Origin of the sequence: Pantoea sp. Cy-640 (assembly GCF_011752635.1) — a bacterium.
Lineage (GTDB): Bacteria > Pseudomonadota > Gammaproteobacteria > Enterobacterales > Enterobacteriaceae > Pantoea > Pantoea dispersa.
The window spans coordinates 231419-251694 of record NZ_VWXB01000001.1; the positions used below are offsets into that span (position 1 = coordinate 231419).

Consider the following 20276-nt stretch of genomic DNA (forward strand, 5'->3'; position numbering starts at 1 on the left):
TCTTAGCAGGAGAAATAGCATGTCATTTTCACAAGCGGTGAGCGGCCTGGGCGCTGCCTCCAGCAACCTCGACGTTATTGGTAACAACATCGCCAACTCGGCGACGGCCGGCTTTAAATCCAGCACCATCGCGTTTGCCGATATGTTCGCCGGTTCGAACGTCGGTATGGGTACCAAAGTCGCAGCGGTGATTCAGAACTTTAACGACGGCACCACCACTTCCACCAGCCGTGGGCTGGACGTGGCGCTGAGCGGCAACGGTTTTTTCCGTCTGACCGACGCCAGCGGCGGCGTGTTCTATTCGCGCAACGGCCAGTTCACGCTGGACGAAAACCGTAACCTGGTGAACACCCAGGGCCTGACCGTAACCGGCTATCCGGCTAACGGCACCCCGCCAACCATTCAGGCCGGTGCCAACCCGGTCGCGCTGAGCATTCCGACCACTCAGATGTCGGCGCGCGCCACCACTACCGCCACCATGGTATCCAACCTGAACTCAACCGATGCGGTGCCAACCGGCGGTGCGTTCACGGCGACCAACGTGGATACTTACAACGCCAAAAGCACCGTGACCGTGTACGACTCGCAGGGTAACGACCACGCGCTGGATCTGTACTACGTCAAAACGGCCGACAACAACTGGACGGTGCACGCGATTGATTCCACCACCGGTCAGGCTGCCGGTAACTTCAACATGGTATTCGATACCAGCGGTAACCTGACCTCGGCCAGCACCGTGGCGCTGACCATTCAGGGTGCCAACGGTGCCGCGGCCAACCAGGCGGTCAGCCTCAGCGTGCTCGGCAGCCTGCAGCAGAACACCGGCAAAACCAACTTCGGTAACCCAACCCAGGATGGCTATGCACCGGGCGATCTGACCAGCTACACCATCAACGACGACGGCACCATCACCGGGACTTACTCCAACCAGAAAACCCAGCTGCTGGGTCAGATTGTGCTGGCGAGTTTCTCTAACCCGGAAGGGCTGAAGTCCGAAGGCGATAACGTCTGGTCGGCGACCAACTCCTCGGGCCAGGCGGCAGTCGGTCTGGCAGGCACCGGTACCTACGGCAACCTGACCTCCGGCGCGCTGGAAGCGTCCAACGTCGACCTGAGTAAAGAGCTGGTGAATATGATCGTTGCCCAGCGTAACTATCAGGCCAACAGCCAGACCATCAAAACGCAGGACCAGATTCTTAACACCCTGGTCAACCTTCGTTAATACGCTAACGGGATTGCTTTATGGATCACGCAATATATACCGCGATGGGCGCGGCCAGTCAGACGATGGAGCAACAGTCTGTCACCGCCAGCAACCTCGCCAACGCTTCGACGCCGGGCTTTCGCGCTCAGCTCAATGCGCTGCGCGCGGTGCCGGTCAACGGCTGGTCGCTGCCAACACGTACGCTGGTCGCCGCTTCCACACCGGGTGCCGATATGTCGCAGGGCTCGCTCGATTATACCGAGCGTCCGCTCGATGTGGCGGTGCAGCAGGATGGCTGGCTGGCGGTGCGTACCGCTGACGGCAGCGAAGCTTATACCCGCAACGGTAACATGCAGATCAGCCCGACCGGCCAGCTGACCATTCAGGGCAATCCCGTGATGGGCGATGGCGGTCCGATTGCCGTGCCGCAGGGCGCGCAACTGACCATTGCCGCCGACGGCTCCATCACCGCCCTTAACGCCGGTGATGCGCCGAACGCCACGGTGCAGCTCGGACGGCTGAAGCTGGTACGTGCCACAGGCCAGGAACTGACGCGCGGTGATGACGGCATGTTCCGTCCCAGCGCCGCCACTCAGGCACAGCGCGGCGCGGCGCTGCCGAATGACGCGACCGTGCAGGTGATGCCGGGCGTGCTGGAGGGCAGCAACGTGAAGCCCGTGGAAACCATGGTCGACATGATCGCCAACGCCCGACGTTTTGAGATGCAGATGAAAGTGATCTCCAACGTCGATGAAAACGAACAGCGGGCTAATCAGCTACTCAATATGAGCAGCTAAGGCTTAAGGAAAACACAATGATTCGTTCTTTATGGATCGCGAAAACCGGTCTTGACGCACAGCAGACCAACATGGACGTCATCGCCAACAACCTGGCGAACGTCAGCACCAACGGCTTTAAGCGTTCACGCGCGGTGTTCGAAGACCTGATGTACCAGACCCTGCGTCAGCCGGGTGCGCAGTCGTCAGAACAGACCACGCTGCCGTCGGGCCTGCAGATCGGTACCGGTGTGCGTCCGGTGACCACCGAACGTCTGCACAACCAGGGCAACCTGTCGCAGACCAGCAACTCAAAAGATGTGGCGATCAACGGTCAGGGCTATTTCCAGGTGCAGATGCCGGACGGCACCTCTGCGTATACCCGCGACGGCTCGTTCCAGGTGGACCAGAACGGCCAGCTGGTGACCAACGCCGGTTTCCCGGTGCAACCAGGCATCACTATTCCGGCGAACGCCACCAGCATCACCATTGCGCGTGACGGCGTGGTGACGGTGACACAGCAGGGGCAGACGCAGCCGGCGCAGGTTGGCCAGCTGACGCTCAGCACCTTCATGAACGATGCCGGACTGGATAGCGTCGGGGAAAACCTCTATCAGGAAACCCAGGCCTCCGGTGCGCCGACCGAAAGCACGCCGGGTCAGAACGGGGCCGGTCTGCTGTATCAGGGTTACGTGGAAACCTCCAACGTCAACGTGGCGGAAGAGCTGGTGACCATGATCCAGACGCAGCGCGCTTATGAGATCAACAGCAAAGCGATCAGCACCTCCGATCAGATGCTGCAGAAGTTAACCCAGCTGTAATGCCGGGATCGTTGGGCCAGCGCGTCTGGCCCGATTAAGAACATGAAAAAGGTCAGAACTCCGTGGCGAAGCAAGTGATTCTCAAGCCTGGGCATTGGTTAGTAGCCACGCTGCTACTGACCCTTAACGGTTGTGCGCTGGTGCCGCGCACGCCACTGGTACAGGGTGCGACGACGGCTGAGCCGACGCCATCCGCACCGCCGGTGGTGAACGGTTCCATTTTTCAGGGCGTGGCGCCGCTCAACTACGGCTATCAGCCGCTGTTTGAGGATCGTCGTCCACGTAACATTGGTGACACCCTGACCATCACGCTGCAGGAAAACGTCAGCGCCAGCAAAAGCTCTTCAGCCAATGCCAGCCGCGACGGCAGCAACAGCTTTGGCCTGAGCGCCATCCCAACCGGCCTGGCCGGACTGGTGGGCGCCGGCGGCGAAAAAGCCGCGCTCGATGCCAACGGCAAAAACGATTTCGCTGGCAAAGGTGGCGCGACCGCCAACAACACCTTTACCGGCACCATCACCGTCACCGTTAACCAGGTGCTGTCGAACGGCAACTTGCGCGTGGTCGGCGAGAAACAGATTGAAATCAACCAGGGCACCGAATTTATTCGCTTCTCTGGCGTAGTGAACCCGCGCACCATCAGCGCCAGCAACGCGGTGTTGTCAACGCAGGTCGCCGATGCACGTATTGAGTACGTCGGTAACGGTTATATCAATGAGGCGCAGACCATGGGCTGGTTCCAGCGCTTCTTCCTGAACGTCTCGCCGATGTAAGAGGTCATGATGAAAAACACTACACTGCTGCGTTTGGGCCTGGGCCTGTTGCTCGGCATCAGCAGCCTGATGGCGCAGGCCGATCGCATCCGCGATCTCACCAGCGTGCAGGGCGTACGCGATAACCAGCTGATTGGTTACGGTCTGGTGGTTGGCCTTGACGGCACCGGTGACCAGACCACCCAGACGCCGTTCACCACGCAAACGGTGAGTAACATGCTGTCGCAGCTGGGCATCACCGTGCCTGCCGGCACCAACATGCAGCTGAAAAACGTGGCGGCGGTGATGGTCACCGCCAAACTGCCGTCGTTTGCCCGTCAGGGACAGACGGTTGACGTGGTGGTGTCCTCACTGGGTAACGCCAAAAGCTTGCGCGGCGGTACGCTGCTGATGACGCCAATGAAGGGCGTCGATAACCAGGTTTACGCGCTGGCGCAGGGTAACATTCTGGTCGGCGGGGCGGGTGCCTCGGCCGGCGGCAGCAGTGTGCAGGTTAACCAGCTCAACGGCGGCCGCATTACCGGTGGCGCCACCGTCGAGCGTGAGCTGCAGAGCAACTTCGGCAGCCAGAACACCATCAACCTGCAGCTTAACAACGAAGATTTCACCATGGCGCAGCGCATTGCTGATGCCATCAACAGCCGTGGCGTGGGGTCAGCGCTGCCGCTGGACGCCCGTACCGTGCAAATCCGCGTGTCGCCAAATAACAGCTCGCAGGTACGTCTGCTGGCGGAGATCCAGAACATCGACGTGTCGGTACCGCTGGAAGACGCCAAAGTGATCATTAACTCGCGCACCGGTTCGGTGGTGATGAATCGCGAAGTGACGCTTAACACCTGTGCGGTGGCGCAGGGCAACCTGTCGGTCACGGTTAATCAGCAGCAGAACGTCAGCCAGCCGGATACGCCGTTTGCCGGTGGTCAGACGGTTGCCACCACGCAAACGCAGATCGATCTGCGCCAGAGCGGTGGCGCGCTGCAGCGGGTTAACGCCAGTGCCAACCTGAACAACGTAGTGCGGGCGCTGAATGCGCTGGGTGCGACACCGATTGAGCTGATGTCGATTCTGCAATCGATGGAGAGCGCGGGCTGTCTGCGCGCGAAGCTGGAAATTATCTGATGACCGATACGCAATCGCTGATGAACGCGGCGTATGACAGCCGCTCGCTGAACGAACTGAAACGCCAGGCTGCCGTGGACCCGAAAGGCAAAGCGCTGCAGGTGGCGAAGCAGGTCGAAGGGATGTTCGTGCAGATGATGCTGAAGAGCATGCGTGAAGCGCTGCCGCAGGATGGCATGCTGAGCAACGATCAGACGCGGCTTTACACCTCGCTGTACGATCAGCAGATTGCGCAGGAAATCGGCAAGCGCGGGCTGGGTCTGGCCGACACCATTGTCAAACAGATGCAGCCGGCGCAGGCACCGGACGAAAGCGCCGGTACCGTGCCGATTAAACTGGATAACAGCTTCATCTATAGCAGCATGGCGCCCACGCAGCTGGAGCAGATGGTGCGCAAAGCGGTGCCGCGTCTGCCGGTCTCGCCGGCCAGCCTGCCCGGTGACAGCAATGAGTTTATCGCCCAGCTGGCGCAGCCGGCGAAAGTGGCCAGCCAGCAGAGCGGCATTCCTCACCATCTGATTCTGGCGCAGGCGGCACTGGAGTCCGGCTGGGGCCAGCGGCAGATCCTGACGCGCGACGGCAAGCCGAGCTACAACGTGTTCGGGATCAAAGCCAGCGGCGACTGGAAGGGCGAAACCACCGACATCATGACCACGGAATACGAGGGCGGTGAAGCGAAGAAAGTGCGCGCCACCTTCCGCGTTTATGGCTCCTATTTCGAAGCGCTCAGCGACTACGTGCGGTTGATCTCCAGTAATCCACGTTATGCGGCGGTGGCGAACGCACCGAGCGCCGAGCAGGGTGCGCGCGCGCTGCAGGCGGCCGGTTACGCGACTGACCCGAAATATGCGCAGAAACTGGTAGGAATGATCCAGCAATTCAAAAACATGGGCGAAAAAGTGGTTAAGGCTTACAGCCAGGATTTCACCGACCTGTTCTGATTTTTCCGCTCAAGTTTCGCTTAAGCACGCCGATAACCTTCACATGCCGCGGGCGTTGTGGCCCGCGCAATCGCACTGATGACTGCCAGCCCGGTTAACGGGAAAAAGGAACCGAGATGTCCAGCATAATTAACTCCGCGATGAGCGGGCTGAGCGCCGCACAGGCCGCATTAAGCACCACCAGTAACAACATCAGTAATTACACCGTGGCCGGTTATTCGCGCCAGACGATTTTGCTGTCGCAGGCCAACAGCACGCTGCAGGGCAGCAACTATTATGGCAACGGCGTCAATGTGACCGGCGTGCAGCGTGAATACGATGAGTTTATTACCGCCCAGTTGCGCGGTAACAGCGCCAACTACAGCGCGGTCAATTCACAGTACAACCAGATTTCGAATATTGATGATCTGCTGTCGACGTCGACCACCAGCCTGTCTGACTCGATTCAGAGCTTTTTCACTAACGTGCAGAACGTGGTGAGTAACGCGGACGATCCTTCTGCGCGCCAGTCTATGCTGAGCTATGCGCAGGGACTGGTAAACCAGTTCCAGACTACCGCACAGTATCTGACCAGCATGCAAAACAGCGTCAATACGGACATCAAAGCCAGCGTCGAGCAGATCAACACCTACTCCAGCCAGATTGCCGATCTTAACACGCAGATCGCCAAGCTGACCACCGGCGGCGGCTCTGCGCCTAACGACCTGCTCGATCAGCGCGATCAGCTGGTCAATAACCTGAATGGCCTGGTCGGCGTGAACGTGTCGCAGCAGGACGGTAACTACATCGTCTCGATGGGCAACACCACGCTGGTCAACGGCAGCAAAACCACCTCGCTGATCGCCATGCCTTCCAGCAGCGATGCGTCGCGCATTACCGTGGGCTATGTCGATAAGCAGGCCGGTAACGTTGAGATCCCGGAAAAAACGCTGACCACCGGTTCGCTCGGGGGCCTGCTGGCGTTCCGTACCCAGGATCTGGATAACGCGCAGAACCAGCTCGGGCAGCTGGCAGCGGCATTCACCACCAGCTTCAACCAGGTGCACAGCCAGGGCTATGACAGCAAAGGCAACACCGGCATCAACTTCTTCAATATTGGTAGCCCGACAGTGGTGACCAACAGCAAAAACACCTCTGCCGCTACCGTCAGTGCCAGCTGGACCGATACCGGGGCGATGAAAGCCTCTAACTACAGCGTGAGCTATGACGGCAGCAACTGGTCGGTGACGCGTCTTTCGGACAACGTGAAAGTGACGCCGACCATGGGCAGCGACGGTGCCGGCAATACCACCATGAGCTTTGACGGACTGTCATTAACGGTAAATGGAACGGCTAACGCCAAAGACAGCTTCCTGGTCAAACCGGTGCAGGATGTGATTAGCGGCATGTCAGTGGCTATCACCAGTGAATCGCAGATCGCGGCAGCTTCGGCTGCGGGTGGCGCCAGCGATAACCGTAACGCGCAAAAGCTGCTGGACCTGCAGGATGCCAAACTGATTAACGGTAACGCCACGCTGGCGCAGGGTTATGCCAGCCTGGTCAGCACCGTTGGCAACAAAACCAAAAACCTCGAAACCGCCGCTACCACCCAGAAGGGCGTGGTGACGCAGCTGACCGAACGTCAGCAGTCGGTTTCTGGCGTAAACCTCGACGAAGAGTACGCCAACCTGAGCAAATATCAGCAATTTTACATGGCGAACGCGCAGGTACTGCAAACCGCCAATACCATTTTCGATGCTCTGATGAGCATTCGCGGTTAATACGGGAGGCCTGACCGATGAGACTCAGTACCAATATGATTTTCGACCAGCAGGTGCGCGGCGTCACTGATGCGCAATCCTCCTGGCTGAAAGCGGGTGAACAATTGTCAACCGGTCGCCGCGTGACCAATCCGTCTGACGATCCGATCGCCGCTTCGCGCGCCGTGGTGCTGTCGCAGACGCAGGCGCGCGACAGCCAGTTCGCGCTGGCGCGTTCGTTCGCGAATCAGGGACTGTCGCTGGAAGAGAGCACGCTGAGTGATGTCACGACGGCGATTCAGTCGGCGCAATCCACGCTGATCAGCGCCGGTAACGGCTCGCTGAGTGACGATGACCGCGCGTCTTATGCTACCCAGCTGGAGGGCATTCGCTCGCAGCTGCTCAACCTGGCCAACAGCAAAGACGGGAACGGCCGCTACCTGTTTGCCGGCTATGCGTCCGACAAGCCGCCGTTCACCGAAGATGCCAGCGGTAAAATCATCTATAGCGGTGGCAGCGACGCGATCACCCAGAAAGTCGACAGCGAACGCACCATGACGGTGGGCCATACCGGTAATTCGATTTTTGACCAGCTGACCAGCAACGCCAAGCCGGAGCCGGATGGCAGCGCCAGCCAGACTAACCTGTTCGATATGCTGGATGACGCCATTGCGGCGCTGAAAGTGCCGCAGAATGACGCTGACGATGCCACTAAACAGACCTTCAGCGCGGCGATGGACAAGGCCAACCGTGGCTTCAGTAACTCGCTGAACAACGTGCTGGCGGTGCGTTCTGAGATTGGTACCCAGCTGGACGAACTGGATACGCTGGATGCAAAAGGTGACGACCGCAAGGTGACGCTGAAAGATCAGATGAGCACGCTGGTTAACGTCGATTACACCGAAGCCATTTCTACCTACACCATGCAGCAGCAGCTGCTGCAGGCGTCGTACACCACCTTTAGCGATATGTCGAAGATGTCGCTGTTCCAGATGAATAAATAAACCTGACTATTTGAGCGTACTTAAACCGGGTACGCTTAGTTTTTCCCACTGCCTGCGAGGGCCGTGGGATTTTTTTTGGCTTTTATTCAGAGTGTTCAGTCAGGTGGGAGGGGAGAATGCGGGCAATAAAAAACCCCGGACCAGCCGGGGTTTGGAGACGGTAGTGCTCTACAGCAGAGACTTACGCGCTTTCCGGACGGGTAGCCGGTGCGGTAGCCTGATGCGTGGCGCTGTGACCGCCGGCTGAACCGCGTCCTTCGAAGTTGAAGGCCGGACGGACCCAGTCACTGTGACGCACGGGCTCAGGTTCCCATGCCGGTGCCGGTGCTTTGGTCATCGGTGCCGTAGCGTGATGCTTGAAGCGGGTCTCAGCATGGCTGACCCCGGTATCACGGGCGGCAACCGGTGCGTGCGGTTCGGTCACTGGCGCGACAGGCTCTTCGGCCGCTACCGGTGCGGACAGCACCTCTTCTACCTGCGCTTCGACTGCGGGTGACACCTCGATCGGAGCCTGTTCCGCTGCGCTAACCGCTTCGGTAACCACTTCGGTAACCACTGGCGGCGTCTCTTCGGCAGGCGTAACAGCCGGTTGCGCTTCTGCTGCGGTTTCCTGTGCAACCGCTTCATCGGCTGCGGAAATCACTGCTGGCTGGTGATCAACCGGTGCCGCCACTGGCGTCAGGTCATCAGTATTCACCACCGGCACCTCAGTGTGCTCCTGCGGTTCAGCCTGATGCACCACTTCTGGCGCTGACGTTTCTGGCTGTGCCACAGCTGCGGCTTCGACAGCCACAGGCAGTTCTTCCGCCGGCGCGGCATCCTGATAGCCATAGTCTGGCATTTCGTTCAGCGCCTGGTTAGAAGTGAAGTGCTCGTGAGTCTGCGTGACCGGATAGGTGATCCACACTTTACCTGACGCCATCTCTGGTGAGGCAGCTGCTGTTTCCAGCGGCATCGCAGACTGCGTAGGGTAACGCTCGTCACGATAGCGACGACGACGCTGACCGCTGACGCGCAGATGACGCGGTGAGCGACGTGAACGGCGCGGCATGTTGGCCCCGTCACGGTTCTCGCTGTCATCCTGCTCATCCTGAGCGGTTTCGGCTTGCTCTTTCAGCTGGGCGCGCTGGCTGTTTTCCTGCACCGCTTCAGTAACGGCAGCGGCAGGCAGCTCAGCAGGCATCGCCTCAGCGTTGTCACCTACGCGCACGCGCTGACTGAGCTGGCGCTGTTTGCGACGCGGCATAACCTGAACGCGTTCGTCTTCCTGCGCAACGCTGTCATCAACGCTATCAACAACAGGCACCTGCTCAGCAACCTGCGGTTCCTGCTGCGCACGCTTCTCTTCCTGACGACGACGCTGGCGCTCAGCACGCTGTTCGCGACGCTGTTGCTGCTGCTCATCACGCTGCTGCAGTTGCTCTTCAGTCAGCGCCGGACGCTCGCCGCGCGCGTCATTCTGACGCTTGTTACGGCGGTTATCCTGATCGCGTGGCTCGCGGGCTTCACGAGGCTCACGGGGTTCCCGCGGCTCGCGCGCTTCACGTGGCTCACGGCCTTCACGGCTCTGCGCATGCTCACCGTTACGCGGCGTGCGCTCGCGGCGATTGTTGTTGTTGCGGCGATTGTTACGACGCTCACCACGCTGCTGCGTATTCTCACCGTCAGCCGTTTTCGCTTCGGTCTTCTCTTCAGCAGGGGCTGCGGCGGGCGCATCACCAGCAAACAGTTTTTTCAGGCCACCCAGCAGGCGCGCAACAAAACCGGTGCTGACCGTCGCGGGTGCTGCGACCGCCGGTTTGGCTTTGACGTCAACCGCTGCCGGCTGGCTCTCTTCGCCCACTTCAACCGGAGCCGGTGGTGCATCCGGCATCACGAAGGCGGCCAGTGCTGGCTGCTCCGGACGACGACGCTCAGCGTGCTCTTCTTCCGAAGGCAGCGCCATCTCAGCTTCATGCAGTTTCGGCAGGTGATAGGAGAGGGTTTGCGTCTCTTCACCTTTGCGCACGCGCAGCACCGAGTAGTGCGGCGTTTCCATCTGATCGTTTGGCACGATGATGGCACGCACGCCGCCCTGACGTTTCTCAATGGCACTGACCGCTTCACGTTTTTCGTTCAGCAGGTAAGAGGCCACCTGAACCGGCACAATGGCGTGCACTTCTTTGGTGTTGTCTTTCAGCGCTTCTTCTTCAATCAGACGCAGGATCGACAGCGACAGCGATTCGTTATCACGAATGGTGCCGGTACCGCTACAGCGCGGGCAGACGTGATGGCTGGACTCACCCAGTGACGGGCTGAGGCGCTGACGCGACATCTCCAGCAGACCAAAGCGTGAAATGTGGCTGATCTGGATACGCGCCCGATCCTGACGTACCGCTTCACGCAGACGGTTTTCCACGGCGCGCTGATGGCGCACAGGCGTCATATCGATGAAGTCGATAACAATCAGACCACCGAGGTCGCGCAGACGCAGCTGACGGGCAATCTCGTCGGCGGCTTCCAGGTTAGTGTTGAAGGCGGTCTCTTCGATATCACCACCGCGTGTCGCGCGGGCGGAGTTGATATCGATGGCGGTCAGCGCTTCGGTGCTGTCGATAACGATAGAACCGCCGGACGGCAGACGCACTTCGCGCTGGAACGCCGATTCAATCTGCGATTCGATCTGGTAATGGCTGAACAGCGGAATTTCACCGGTGTACAGTTTGATTTTGCTGCTGAAGTCCGGACGACCGAGCGCGGCGATGTGCTGACGCGCCAGCTCCAGCACTTTCGGGTTATCGATAAGGATTTCACCGATATCCTGACGCAGGTAGTCGCGGAAGGCGCGCACAATCACGTTACTTTCCTGATGAATCAGGAACGGTGCCGGGCGGCTGTCTGCGGCTTTTTTGATGGCTTCCCAGTGCTTCAGACGGAAGCTGAGGTCCCACTGCAGCGATTCGGCAGATTTGCCGACGCCAGCGGTACGCACGATCAAGCCCATGCCGTCCGGCAGCTCCAGCGCTGACAGCGCCTCTTTCAGCTCGGTACGGTCGTCACCTTCGATACGGCGGGAAATGCCGCCGGCGCGCGGGTTGTTGGGCATCAGCACCAGATAGCTACCGGCCAGCGAAATAAAGGTGGTCAGTGCTGCCCCTTTATTACCGCGCTCCTCTTTATCGATTTGTACGATCACTTCCTGGCCTTCACGCAGCACATCTTTGATGTTCGGACGGCCATGCGCGTTGTAATTAGCAGGGAAGTATTCGCGGGAAATTTCTTTCAGAGGGAGGAAACCGTGACGCTCGGCACCGTAATCAACAAACGCAGCTTCGAGGCTGGGTTCAATACGGGTGATTTTACCTTTGTAGATGTTGGCTTTTTTCTGCTCGTGTCCGGGGCTTTCGATATCCAGATCGTACAGACGTTGTCCGTCAACAAGGGCAACGCGCAACTCCTCCTGCTGAGTTGCGTTGATTAACATTCTTTTCATCGTGACTTACTCGTTATTCTCACATGAGTGATAAAGCTGCGGGCATCGTTACCCTGGACGAGAATCAACCGATGGCCCCGTGTCTGCATGCACTGACGTCAACCTCACGGTTGTCGGCGGCTAAAGGGGCGCAAATCTTGTCGGTGGCCTGTTTTTCATAAGGAAAACCAGCGCCTGAAGGTGGAAGTGCTACAGAGTATTCAAAAATCCACACATCCCAGTCTGTCGTCCAGGCCGCAACCCGCAGCCCGCTAAGTGCCTGATTAAACATCACGTCTTACGCCATTGCTGCGTGTCCGTTTCATCCGGCAAAATACCTTAATTTCGCTCTTTTTCCTGCCTGACTCTTTCCAGGACAGAAACCTCTGCATTATTCCATTGCTTAGCAACTTATAGCAAGGCGACTTTTACCGAGCTGTGAAGTTTGTTCATCCTTAACCTGTTCATTTGCAGGGGTAATCATCGCATCGTTGAAAAAGCCAGCATTCTGGCCGCGTAACGCGGCGATAAAGTCAGAGTTAAGCACAGAAAAAGGGGTGGCGCTATCCGGGGACACTATTTAGAATCGCCGCCATGAAAACAGAGAATCCCGGCGTACAGTTTGTCGCCATCACGGCTGAAAATGCCGGTCAACGCATTGATAACTTTTTGCGCACCCAGCTGAAAGGGGTGCCAAAAAGCATGATTTACCGCATCCTGCGTAAAGGCGAGGTGCGGGTGAATAAGAAACGCGTAAAACCTGAATATAAGCTGGAAGACGGCGACGAAGTGCGCGTGCCGCCGGTGCGCGTGGCCGAGCGTGAAGAGCAGGCGGTGTCGCCCAAACTGGATAAAGTGGCGGCGCTGGAGTCGTGCATTCTGTATGAAGACGATTATCTGCTGGTGCTGAACAAACCGTCCGGCACCGCGGTGCACGGCGGCAGCGGGCTGAGCTTCGGCGTGATTGAAGGGCTGCGCGCGCTGCGCCCGGAGGCGCGTTTCCTTGAACTGGTGCACCGTCTCGATCGTGACACGTCCGGCATTTTGCTGGTGGCGAAGAAGCGCTCGGCGCTGCGTTCGCTGCACGAGCAGCTGCGTGAGAAGGGCATGCAGAAGGATTATCTGGCGCTGGTGCGCGGCGACTGGCCATCGCACCTGAAAGTGGTGCAGGCACCGCTGCTGAAAAACATTCTGCAAAGCGGCGAGCGCGTGGTGCGGATCAGCGCCGAGGGCAAGCCGTCAGAAACGCGCTTTAAAGTTGAAGAACGTTTTGGCCTGGCGACATTAGTTAAAGCCAGTCCGGTGACCGGACGTACGCATCAGATTCGCGTGCATACCCTGCATGGCGGGCACCCGATAGCCTTTGACGATCGCTATGGCGATCGCGAATTCGATCGCCAGCTGGCACCAACCGGTCTGGCGCGGCTGTTCCTGCATGCTGCCGCGCTGACGTTTACCCATCCCAACACCGGCGAAAGCCTGCGTATGGAAGCGCCGCTGGATAAGGCACTGAAGCACTGCCTGTCCCAGCTGCGCCAGCAGAAAAAAGCCTGAGAGCGTGGCATCAGCCCAGCGGGTTGATGCCCGCCTGCATTAGCAGGCCATTCAGCGCGATCAGCGGTAAGCCAATCAGGCTATTGGGATCGCGCCCCTCCAGCCGTTCGAACAGACAAATCCCCAGTCCCTCACTTTTGAAACTGCCGGCGCACTGCAGCGGCTGCTCCAGCTCGACGTAGCGCGCGATCTCTGCCGCGCTCAGTTGCCGAAAATGCACGGTAAAGGGTTCACACAGCACATGCTGCTGCGCGCTGACGGGGTGAATCAGCGCCAGGCCGGTATAAAAGGTAATGGCTTTGCCGCTCGCCAGCGCCAGCTGCTGGCAGGCGTTCTCTGCGGTATGCGGCTTGCCGGCGATGCGACCGTCCAGTACACAGACCTGATCGGACCCAATGATCCAGTGCGCAGGATAGCGCGCGGCCAGCGCCTGCGCTTTGGCAATGGCCAGCCGCTGCACCAGCTGCGGCGCGGCTTCTCCCGGCAGCGGCGTTTCATCGCTTTCAGGGGCGGCAGTGATAAACGGCAGGCCGAGCTTGCGCAGCAGCGCCTGACGGAACGGAGAGGTTGAGGCTAAAACCAGCGGTGTCATCATTTTTTTGCAGAAGTGATAGCGTAAAGATGACAGGCATTTTAAACTATGCGCCGCACTGGATGCGACTAACGGGTGAAAGATGCTGTAAACCGGCCTTTTTCTTTGACTCTATGACGTTACAAAGTTAATATGCGCGCCCTATGCAAAAGGTAAAATTACCCCTGACGCTCGATCCGGTCCGCGCCGCGCAAAAACGCCTGGATTATCACGGTGTTTACGCACCTGAATTGGTGGCGCGCCTGGCCGAAACGGTCGTGAGTGTGGACAGTGATGTGGAATGTGCCATGTCGTTTGCGGTTGACAACCAGCGCCTCGCGGTTCTGCAAGGAACAGCCGATGTGCAGGTAACGTTGTTATGTCAACGCTGCAACCAACCGTTCCCGCATGCTGTGCACGTAAGCTATTGCTTCAGTCCTGTCTCTTCTGATGAGCAGGCCGAGGCACTGCCGGAAGCCTACGAGCCGGTCGATGTCAACGATTTCGGTGAAATCGACCTGCTGGCGGTGATCGAAGATGAACTCATCCTCGCACTGCCGGTCGTTCCGGTGCATGATTCTGAACACTGTGAAGTGTCCGACGCGGACATGGTCTTTGGCCAGCTGCCTGAAGAGGCGGAAAAACCAAACCCATTTGCCGTATTAGCCAGTTTAAAGCGTAAGTAATAGGAGTAAGGTCCATGGCCGTACAACAGAATAAACCAACCCGTTCTAAGCGTGGTATGCGTCGTTCGCACGATGCGCTGACCACTACCACTCTGTCAGTAGATAAAGTTTCTGGTGAAACTCATCTGCGTCACCATATCACTGCGGATGGTTACTACCGCGGTCGCAAGGTTATCACCAAGTAATTCTTTGCGGTTACGCAAGGCGATACCTTGACACGTTTGACCCTGGCAGTTGATGCCATGGGCGGGGACTTCGGTCCCTGCGTGACAGTGCCTGCAGCCTTGCAGGCACTGGCCTCTCATTCGCAGCTGGTTCTTCTTCTGGTCGGCGATCCCGACATCATCTCGTCATTTCTTGCCAAAGCGGATTCCTCGTTACTGGGGCGTGTGCAGGTAATCCCTGCCGAATCGGTTATTGCAAGTGATGCCAAACCCTCGCAGGCGATTCGTAACAGCCGCGGCAGCTCCATGCGCGTGGCGTTAGAGCTGGTGAAAGAGGGGAAAGCGCAGGCGTGCGTCAGTGCCGGCAATACCGGTGCGCTGATGGGCCTGGCAAAATTATTACTGAAGCCGCTGGATGGCATTGAGCGTCCGGCGTTGATGACCGTGCTGCCGCATCAGCAGCACGGCAAGACGGTGGTGCTGGATCTGGGCGCTAACGTTGATTCCGGCAGTGAAATGCTGGTGCAGTTTGCAGTGATGGGTGCGGTGATGGCGGAAGAAGTGCTGGAAATCAGCCAGCCGCGCGTCGCGCTGCTCAACATCGGTCAGGAAGAGACGAAGGGGCTGGAGACGATCCGCGCCGCATCGGCGGTGCTGCGGGCCTCGCCGCAGATCAACTATATTGGTTACCTTGAGGGGAACGATCTCCTCACCGGCAAGACGGATGTGCTGGTCTGTGATGGCTTCGTGGGTAATGTCACGTTGAAGACCATGGAAGGCGTGGTAAGAATGTTTCTTTCTCTGCTCAAATCGTCAGGTGAAGGAAAAAAACGGGCCTGGTGGCTGAAATGGCTGGGACGCTGGATCCAAAAGCGTCTGGCTAAACGTTTCGGTCATCTCAACCCCGACCAGTACAATGGCGCTTGTCTGTTAGGATTGCGCGGGACAGTGATCAAGAGCCACGGCGCGGCGAATCAACGCGCGTTTGCCGTGGCGATAGAACAGGCAGAGCAGGCGGTGCGCAAGCAAGTTCCCGAGAGAATTGCCGCGCGCCTTGACGCTGTATTAGCCAGGAGTGACAAAGCGTAGATGTTTACCAAAATTATCGGTACGGGCAGCTATTTGCCTGAGCAGGTTCGCAGCAACGCGGACCTGGAAAAAATGGTGGAGACTTCGGACGAGTGGATTGTCACCCGGACCGGTATTCGTGAACGTCGCATTGCGGCACCGGATGAAACGGTAGCCAGCATGGGCTTCACCGCTGCCCAGCGTGCGCTGGAGATGGCGGGCGTGGCAGCCAGCGACGTTGGCCTGATCATCGTGGCAACAACCTCTTCCAGCCACGCCTTCCCGAGCTCAGCGTGCATGATTCAGCAGATGCTGGAAATCAACGACTGTGCCGCCTTCGATCTCGCCGCCGCCTGTGCCGGTTTTACCTATGCACTGAGCGTGGCCGATCAATACATCAAAAACGGTGCGGTGAAGCACGCGCTGGTGATTGGCGCGGATGTGCTGGCACGCACCCTCGATCCTGACGATCGCGGCACCATCATCCTGTTTGGTGATGGCGCGGGTGCCGTGGTGCTCGGCGCAAGCGAAGAAGCGGGCATTCTCTCCACGCATCTGCATGCCGATGGCCGCTACGGTAAGCTGCTGACGCTGCCGTACCAGGATCGCGCGCATCAGGATGAGCCGGCTTACCTCACCATGGCCGGCAACGAAGTGTTTAAGGTCGCGGTCACTGAACTGGCGCATATCGTCGATGAAACGCTGCAGGCGAATAATCTCGATCGTGAACAGCTTGACTGGCTGGTGCCGCATCAGGCCAACCTGCGCATCATCAGCGCCACCGCCAAAAAGCTCGGCATGGGCATGGATAAAGTGGTGGTGACGCTGGATCGACACGGCAACACCTCGGCAGCGTCGGTGCCAAGCGCGCTGGACGAAGCGGTACGTGATGGCCGCATCAAGCCCGGACACCTGATTTTGCTCGAGGCCTTTGGTGGCGGTTTCACCTGGGGCTCGGCGCTGGTTCGCCTTTGATTGACAGGAACGCAAGATGACGCAAATTGCTTTTGTTTTCCCGGGACAGGGATCGCAGACCGTCGGCATGCTGGCCGATTTGGCAGCGGAAAATCCACAGGTTGAAGCCACTTTCCGTGAAGCTTCTGACGCGCTGGGTTATGACTTATGGCAGCTGGTCCAGCAGGGCCCGGCTGAAGAGCTGAACAAAACCTGGCAGACCCAGCCGGCGCTGCTGGCAGCCTCGGTCGCGATTTATCGCGTCTGGCAGAGCAAAAATGGCGCACAGCCCGCGCTGATGGCCGGACACAGCCTCGGTGAATACTCTGCGCTGGTGTGTGCGGGCGTGCTAAATTTTGCTGACGCCATTAAGCTGGTTGAACTGCGCGGCAAACTGATGCAGGAAGCGGTGCCGGAAGGCACGGGCGCCATGCAGGCGATTATCGGTCTCGACGACGCGGCAATTCGCAAAGCTTGTGAAGAGAGCGCGCAGGGCCAGGTGGTTTCGCCGGTCAACTTCAACTCGCCGGGTCAGGTGGTTATCGCCGGCAATAAAGAAGCGGTTGAACGTGCCGGTGCCGCCTGTAAAGCGGCCGGCGCCAAGCGCGCGCTGCCGCTGCCGGTCAGCGTGCCGTCACACTGCGCACTGATGAAACCTGCGGCGGATAAGCTGGCTGTGGCGCTGGAAAGCGTGACCTTCAATGCACCGTCGGTACCGGTGGTCAATAACGTTGACGTTAAGTGCGAAAGCGACGCCGCGGCGATTCGCAGCGCGCTGGTGCGTCAGCTGTACAGCCCGGTGCGCTGGACTGAGGCGGTTGAATTTATTGCTGCACAGGGCGTGACTGAACTGCTGGAAATCGGTCCGGGTAAAGTGCTGACCGGCCTGACCAAACGAATTGTGGACAGCCTGACGGCTGCAGCGGTGAACGATCCGTCGTCACTGGCTGCGGCGCTTGGCCAGGAATAAGAGGAAAATCATGAGCTTTGAAGGTAAAGTAGCGCTGGTGACCGGCGCCAGCCGCGGTATCGGACGTGCCATCGCGGAAACGCTGGCGGCACGCGGTGCAAAAGTGGTGGGTACTGCCACCAGCGAAAGCGGCGCGGAAGCCATCAGTGCTTACCTCGGCGACAAGGGCAAAGGTCTGCTGCTGAACGTGACCGATGCGGCCTCTATTGAGAGCGTGCTCGAGAAAGTTCGCGCCGAATTTGGCGAAGTTGACATTTTGGTCAATAATGCAGGCATTACGCGTGACAATCTGCTGATGCGCATGAAAGACGATGAGTGGGCGGATATCCTTGATACCAACCTGACATCGGTGTTCCGCCTGTCGAAGGCGGTCATGCGTGCCATGATGAAAAAGCGCGTGGGCCGTATCATTACCATCGGTTCGGTAGTTGGAACCATGGGTAACGCGGGTCAGGCAAACTATGCGGCAGCAAAAGCAGGTTTGATTGGCTTTAGCAAATCACTGGCGCGAGAAGTTGCGTCACGTGGCATTACCGTAAACGTCGTGGCTCCGGGCTTTATTGAGACGGACATGACGCGTGCACTGAACGAAGATCAGCGCTCGGGCATTCTGGCAGAAGTGCCGGCAGGTCGTTTAGGCGACCCGCAGGAGATTGCCAATGCTGTTGCATTCTTAGCCTCTGACGAAGCCGCCTACATCACGGGTGAGACGCTGCACGTCAATGGCGGCATGTACATGGTCTGATAATCACGAAATCATTTGCATTATCTGCGGTAAACACCGCAGAATAACGCAAAATCGTGGTTCGACCAGCCGGGATTTTGTTGCATCTTTTTCAACATTTTATACACTACGAAAACCATCGCGAAAGCGAGTTTTGATAGGAAATTAAATAGTATGAGCGATATCGAACAACGCGTTAAGAAAATCGTAGCTGAGCAGCTGGGCGTTAAAGAAGACGAAGTGGTTAACGGCGCTTCTTTCGTTGAAGACCTGGGTGCAGATTCTCTTGACACCGTTGAGCTGGTAATGGCTCTGGAAGAAGAGTTTGATACTGAAATTCCAGACGAAGAAGCTGAGAAAATCACTACCGTTCAGGCAGCGATCGACTATATCAATAACCATAAAGGTTAATGAATATCTTCAGGCGGTCATTCGACCGCCTGAGTTTTATGTTTGCCCCACATAGCGTCATTATTTCCCTCCCTGGAGGACGAACGTGTCTAAGCGTCGTGTAGTTGTGACCGGTCTTGGCATGTTGTCTCCTGTCGGCAATACCGTAGAGTCTACCTGGCGTGCTCTCCTTGCCGGTCAGAGCGGCATTAACCTGATCGACCATTTTGATACCAGTGCCTACGCAACGCGTTTTGCGGGTCTGGTCAAAGATTTTAATTGCGATGAATACATCTCGCGCAAAGATCAACGCAAGATGGATGATTTCATCCAGTACGGCGTTGTGGCCGGTATTCAGGCTATGGCGGACTCCGGTCTGGTCGTAACTTATGAGAATGCCGGACGTATCGGTGCGGCTATCGGTTCCGGCATCGGCGGTCTGGGTTTGATCGAAGATAACCATACCTCGCTGGTCAATGGCGGTCCGCGCAAAATCAGTCCATTCTTCGTGCCTTCAACCATCGTTAACATGGTCGCTGGCCACCTGACCATCATGTACGGCCTGAAAGGTCCGAGCATCTCGATTGCGACCGCCTGTACTTCCGGCGTGCACAATATTGGTCATGCGGCGCGCATCATCGCGTATAACGACGCGGATGTGATGCTGGCCGGCGGTGCTGAGAAAGCCAGTACGCCACTGGGCGTAGGCGGTTTCGGCGCGGCGCGTGCGCTCTCTACCCGTAACGATAATCCGCAGGCGGCGAGCCGTCCGTGGGATAAAGATCGTGACGGTTTCGTGCTGGGCGACGGTGCCGGTATCGTGGTGCTGGAAGAGTACGAACACGCGAAAAAACGCGGTGCGAAGATTTATGCGGAAATCGTTGGTTTCGGCATGAGCAGCGACGCTTACCACATGACATCACCACCGGAAGACGGTTCAGGTGCAGCCGCAGCGATGGTCAACGCGCTGCGTGACGCGCAGCTGGATCCGGCGCAGATTGGCTATGTTAACGCGCACGGCACCTCAACGCCGGCCGGTGACAAAGCAGAAGCGCAGGCGGTGAAGTCGGTGTTTGGTGCGTCAGCGCACAGCGTGATGGTCAGCTCGACCAAGTCGATGACCGGTCACCTGCTGGGTGCGGCGGGCGCGGTAGAAGCGATTTATTCGATTCTGGCGCTGCGCGACCAGGCGGTTCCGCCCACCATCAACCTCGACAATCCTGACGAAGGTTGCGACCTGGACTTTGTGCCGCACACGGCGCGCCAGGTCAGCGGACTGGAGTACACGCTGTGTAACTCCTTTGGATTCGGCGGCACCAACGGCTCGCTGATCTTCCGCAAGGTATAAGCGCTATCCAGCCGAACAG

19 protein-coding genes are annotated in these 20276 nt (G+C 58.3%); 17 read left to right on the forward strand and 2 right to left on the reverse strand.

Translation table 11 applies throughout. The features are described from left to right. The first annotated feature begins 19 nt into the window (after positions 1–19). The 8 genes from flgE (at position 20) to flgL (ending at position 8377) form a co-directional block, all read left to right on the forward strand. Positions 20–1222: a flagellar hook protein FlgE gene (flgE, locus tag F3J36_RS01105; RefSeq protein ID WP_021506420.1), complete on the forward strand. Its 1203-nt coding sequence runs from the start codon at positions 20–22 to the stop codon at positions 1220–1222. Between the two features lie 20 nt (positions 1223–1242). Continuing rightward, positions 1243–2001 carry a flagellar basal body rod protein FlgF gene (locus tag F3J36_RS01110; RefSeq protein WP_058759464.1) on the forward strand — a complete coding sequence of 253 codons (759 nt, stop codon included), beginning with the start codon at positions 1243–1245 and terminating at the stop codon, positions 1999–2001. 17 nt (positions 2002–2018) lie between these two features. After that, positions 2019–2801, forward strand: a complete 783-nt coding sequence (flgG, locus tag F3J36_RS01115; RefSeq protein WP_021506418.1) for a flagellar basal-body rod protein FlgG — start codon at positions 2019–2021, stop codon at positions 2799–2801. A gap of 62 nt (positions 2802–2863) precedes the next feature. Beyond that, positions 2864–3574: a flagellar basal body L-ring protein FlgH gene (locus F3J36_RS01120; RefSeq protein WP_021506417.1), complete on the forward strand. Its 711-nt coding sequence runs from the start codon at positions 2864–2866 to the stop codon at positions 3572–3574. A 69-nt stretch (positions 3575–3643) separates the two neighbouring features. Next, entirely contained in the window at positions 3644–4693 is a 1050-nt protein-coding gene (locus tag F3J36_RS01125; RefSeq protein ID WP_240656212.1) for a flagellar basal body P-ring protein FlgI, read from the forward strand. After that, positions 4693–5634: a flagellar assembly peptidoglycan hydrolase FlgJ gene (gene flgJ, locus F3J36_RS01130; protein ID WP_166718674.1), complete on the forward strand. Its 942-nt coding sequence runs from the start codon at positions 4693–4695 to the stop codon at positions 5632–5634. The genes F3J36_RS01125 and flgJ overlap by 1 nt, the downstream gene beginning before the upstream one ends. 116 nt (positions 5635–5750) lie before the next feature. Further along, positions 5751–7394, forward strand: coding sequence for a flagellar hook-associated protein FlgK (gene flgK, locus F3J36_RS01135; RefSeq protein WP_021506414.1), 1644 nt, complete (start codon positions 5751–5753; stop codon positions 7392–7394). Positions 7395–7411: 17 nt separating this feature from the next. Beyond that, the gene (gene flgL / locus F3J36_RS01140) at positions 7412–8377 is read left to right on the forward strand and encodes a flagellar hook-associated protein FlgL (RefSeq protein ID WP_059010446.1); all 966 of its coding nucleotides are present in this window, start codon (positions 7412–7414) and stop codon (positions 8375–8377) included. 181 nt (positions 8378–8558) lie between these two features. On the opposite strand, the gene rne is transcribed toward flgL, so the two are convergent. After that, positions 8559–11849 (reverse strand): ribonuclease E, encoded by a 3291-nt coding sequence (rne, locus tag F3J36_RS01145; protein ID WP_166718675.1) that lies wholly within the window; start codon positions 11847–11849, stop codon positions 8559–8561. A 573-nt stretch (positions 11850–12422) separates the two neighbouring features. On the opposite strand from rne, the gene rluC reads away from it, so the two are divergent. Continuing rightward, positions 12423–13382, forward strand: a complete 960-nt coding sequence (gene rluC / locus F3J36_RS01150) for a 23S rRNA pseudouridine(955/2504/2580) synthase RluC (protein WP_166718676.1) — start codon at positions 12423–12425, stop codon at positions 13380–13382. 10 nt (positions 13383–13392) lie between these two features. On the opposite strand, the gene F3J36_RS01155 is transcribed toward rluC, so the two are convergent. Next, a complete protein-coding gene (locus F3J36_RS01155) occupies positions 13393–13974 on the reverse strand; it encodes a nucleoside triphosphate pyrophosphatase (protein WP_211072824.1) in 582 nt (193 codons plus the stop codon). Between the two features lie 143 nt (positions 13975–14117). On the opposite strand from F3J36_RS01155, the gene yceD reads away from it, so the two are divergent. The 8 genes from yceD to fabF all read left to right on the forward strand — a co-directional run bounded on the left by yceD (position 14118) and on the right by fabF (position 20257). After that, complete coding sequence (yceD, locus tag F3J36_RS01160; RefSeq protein WP_058759469.1) at positions 14118–14639, forward strand: 23S rRNA accumulation protein YceD; 522 nt, start codon at positions 14118–14120, stop codon at positions 14637–14639. A 14-nt stretch (positions 14640–14653) separates the two neighbouring features. Further along, positions 14654–14824, forward strand: coding sequence for a 50S ribosomal protein L32 (gene rpmF / locus F3J36_RS01165; RefSeq protein WP_016192161.1), 171 nt, complete (start codon positions 14654–14656; stop codon positions 14822–14824). A 27-nt stretch (positions 14825–14851) separates the two neighbouring features. Then, entirely contained in the window at positions 14852–15892 is a 1041-nt protein-coding gene (gene plsX, locus F3J36_RS01170; protein WP_166718678.1) for a phosphate acyltransferase PlsX, read from the forward strand. After that, complete coding sequence (locus F3J36_RS01175; protein ID WP_166718679.1) at positions 15893–16846, forward strand: beta-ketoacyl-ACP synthase III; 954 nt, start codon at positions 15893–15895, stop codon at positions 16844–16846. It begins immediately after the preceding gene. 16 nt (positions 16847–16862) lie between these two features. Then, on the forward strand, positions 16863–17795 hold the full coding sequence (gene fabD, locus F3J36_RS01180; protein WP_058759472.1) for an ACP S-malonyltransferase: 933 nt from the start codon (positions 16863–16865) through the stop codon (positions 17793–17795). Positions 17796–17805: 10 nt separating this feature from the next. Next, positions 17806–18540 (forward strand): 3-oxoacyl-ACP reductase FabG, encoded by a 735-nt coding sequence (gene fabG / locus F3J36_RS01185; RefSeq protein ID WP_021506405.1) that lies wholly within the window; start codon positions 17806–17808, stop codon positions 18538–18540. A 153-nt stretch (positions 18541–18693) separates the two neighbouring features. Beyond that, entirely contained in the window at positions 18694–18930 is a 237-nt protein-coding gene (acpP, locus tag F3J36_RS01190; protein WP_010617251.1) for an acyl carrier protein, read from the forward strand. Between the two features lie 85 nt (positions 18931–19015). Then, complete coding sequence (gene fabF / locus F3J36_RS01195; protein WP_166718680.1) at positions 19016–20257, forward strand: beta-ketoacyl-ACP synthase II; 1242 nt, start codon at positions 19016–19018, stop codon at positions 20255–20257. The last annotated feature ends 19 nt before the right edge of the window (positions 20258–20276 follow it).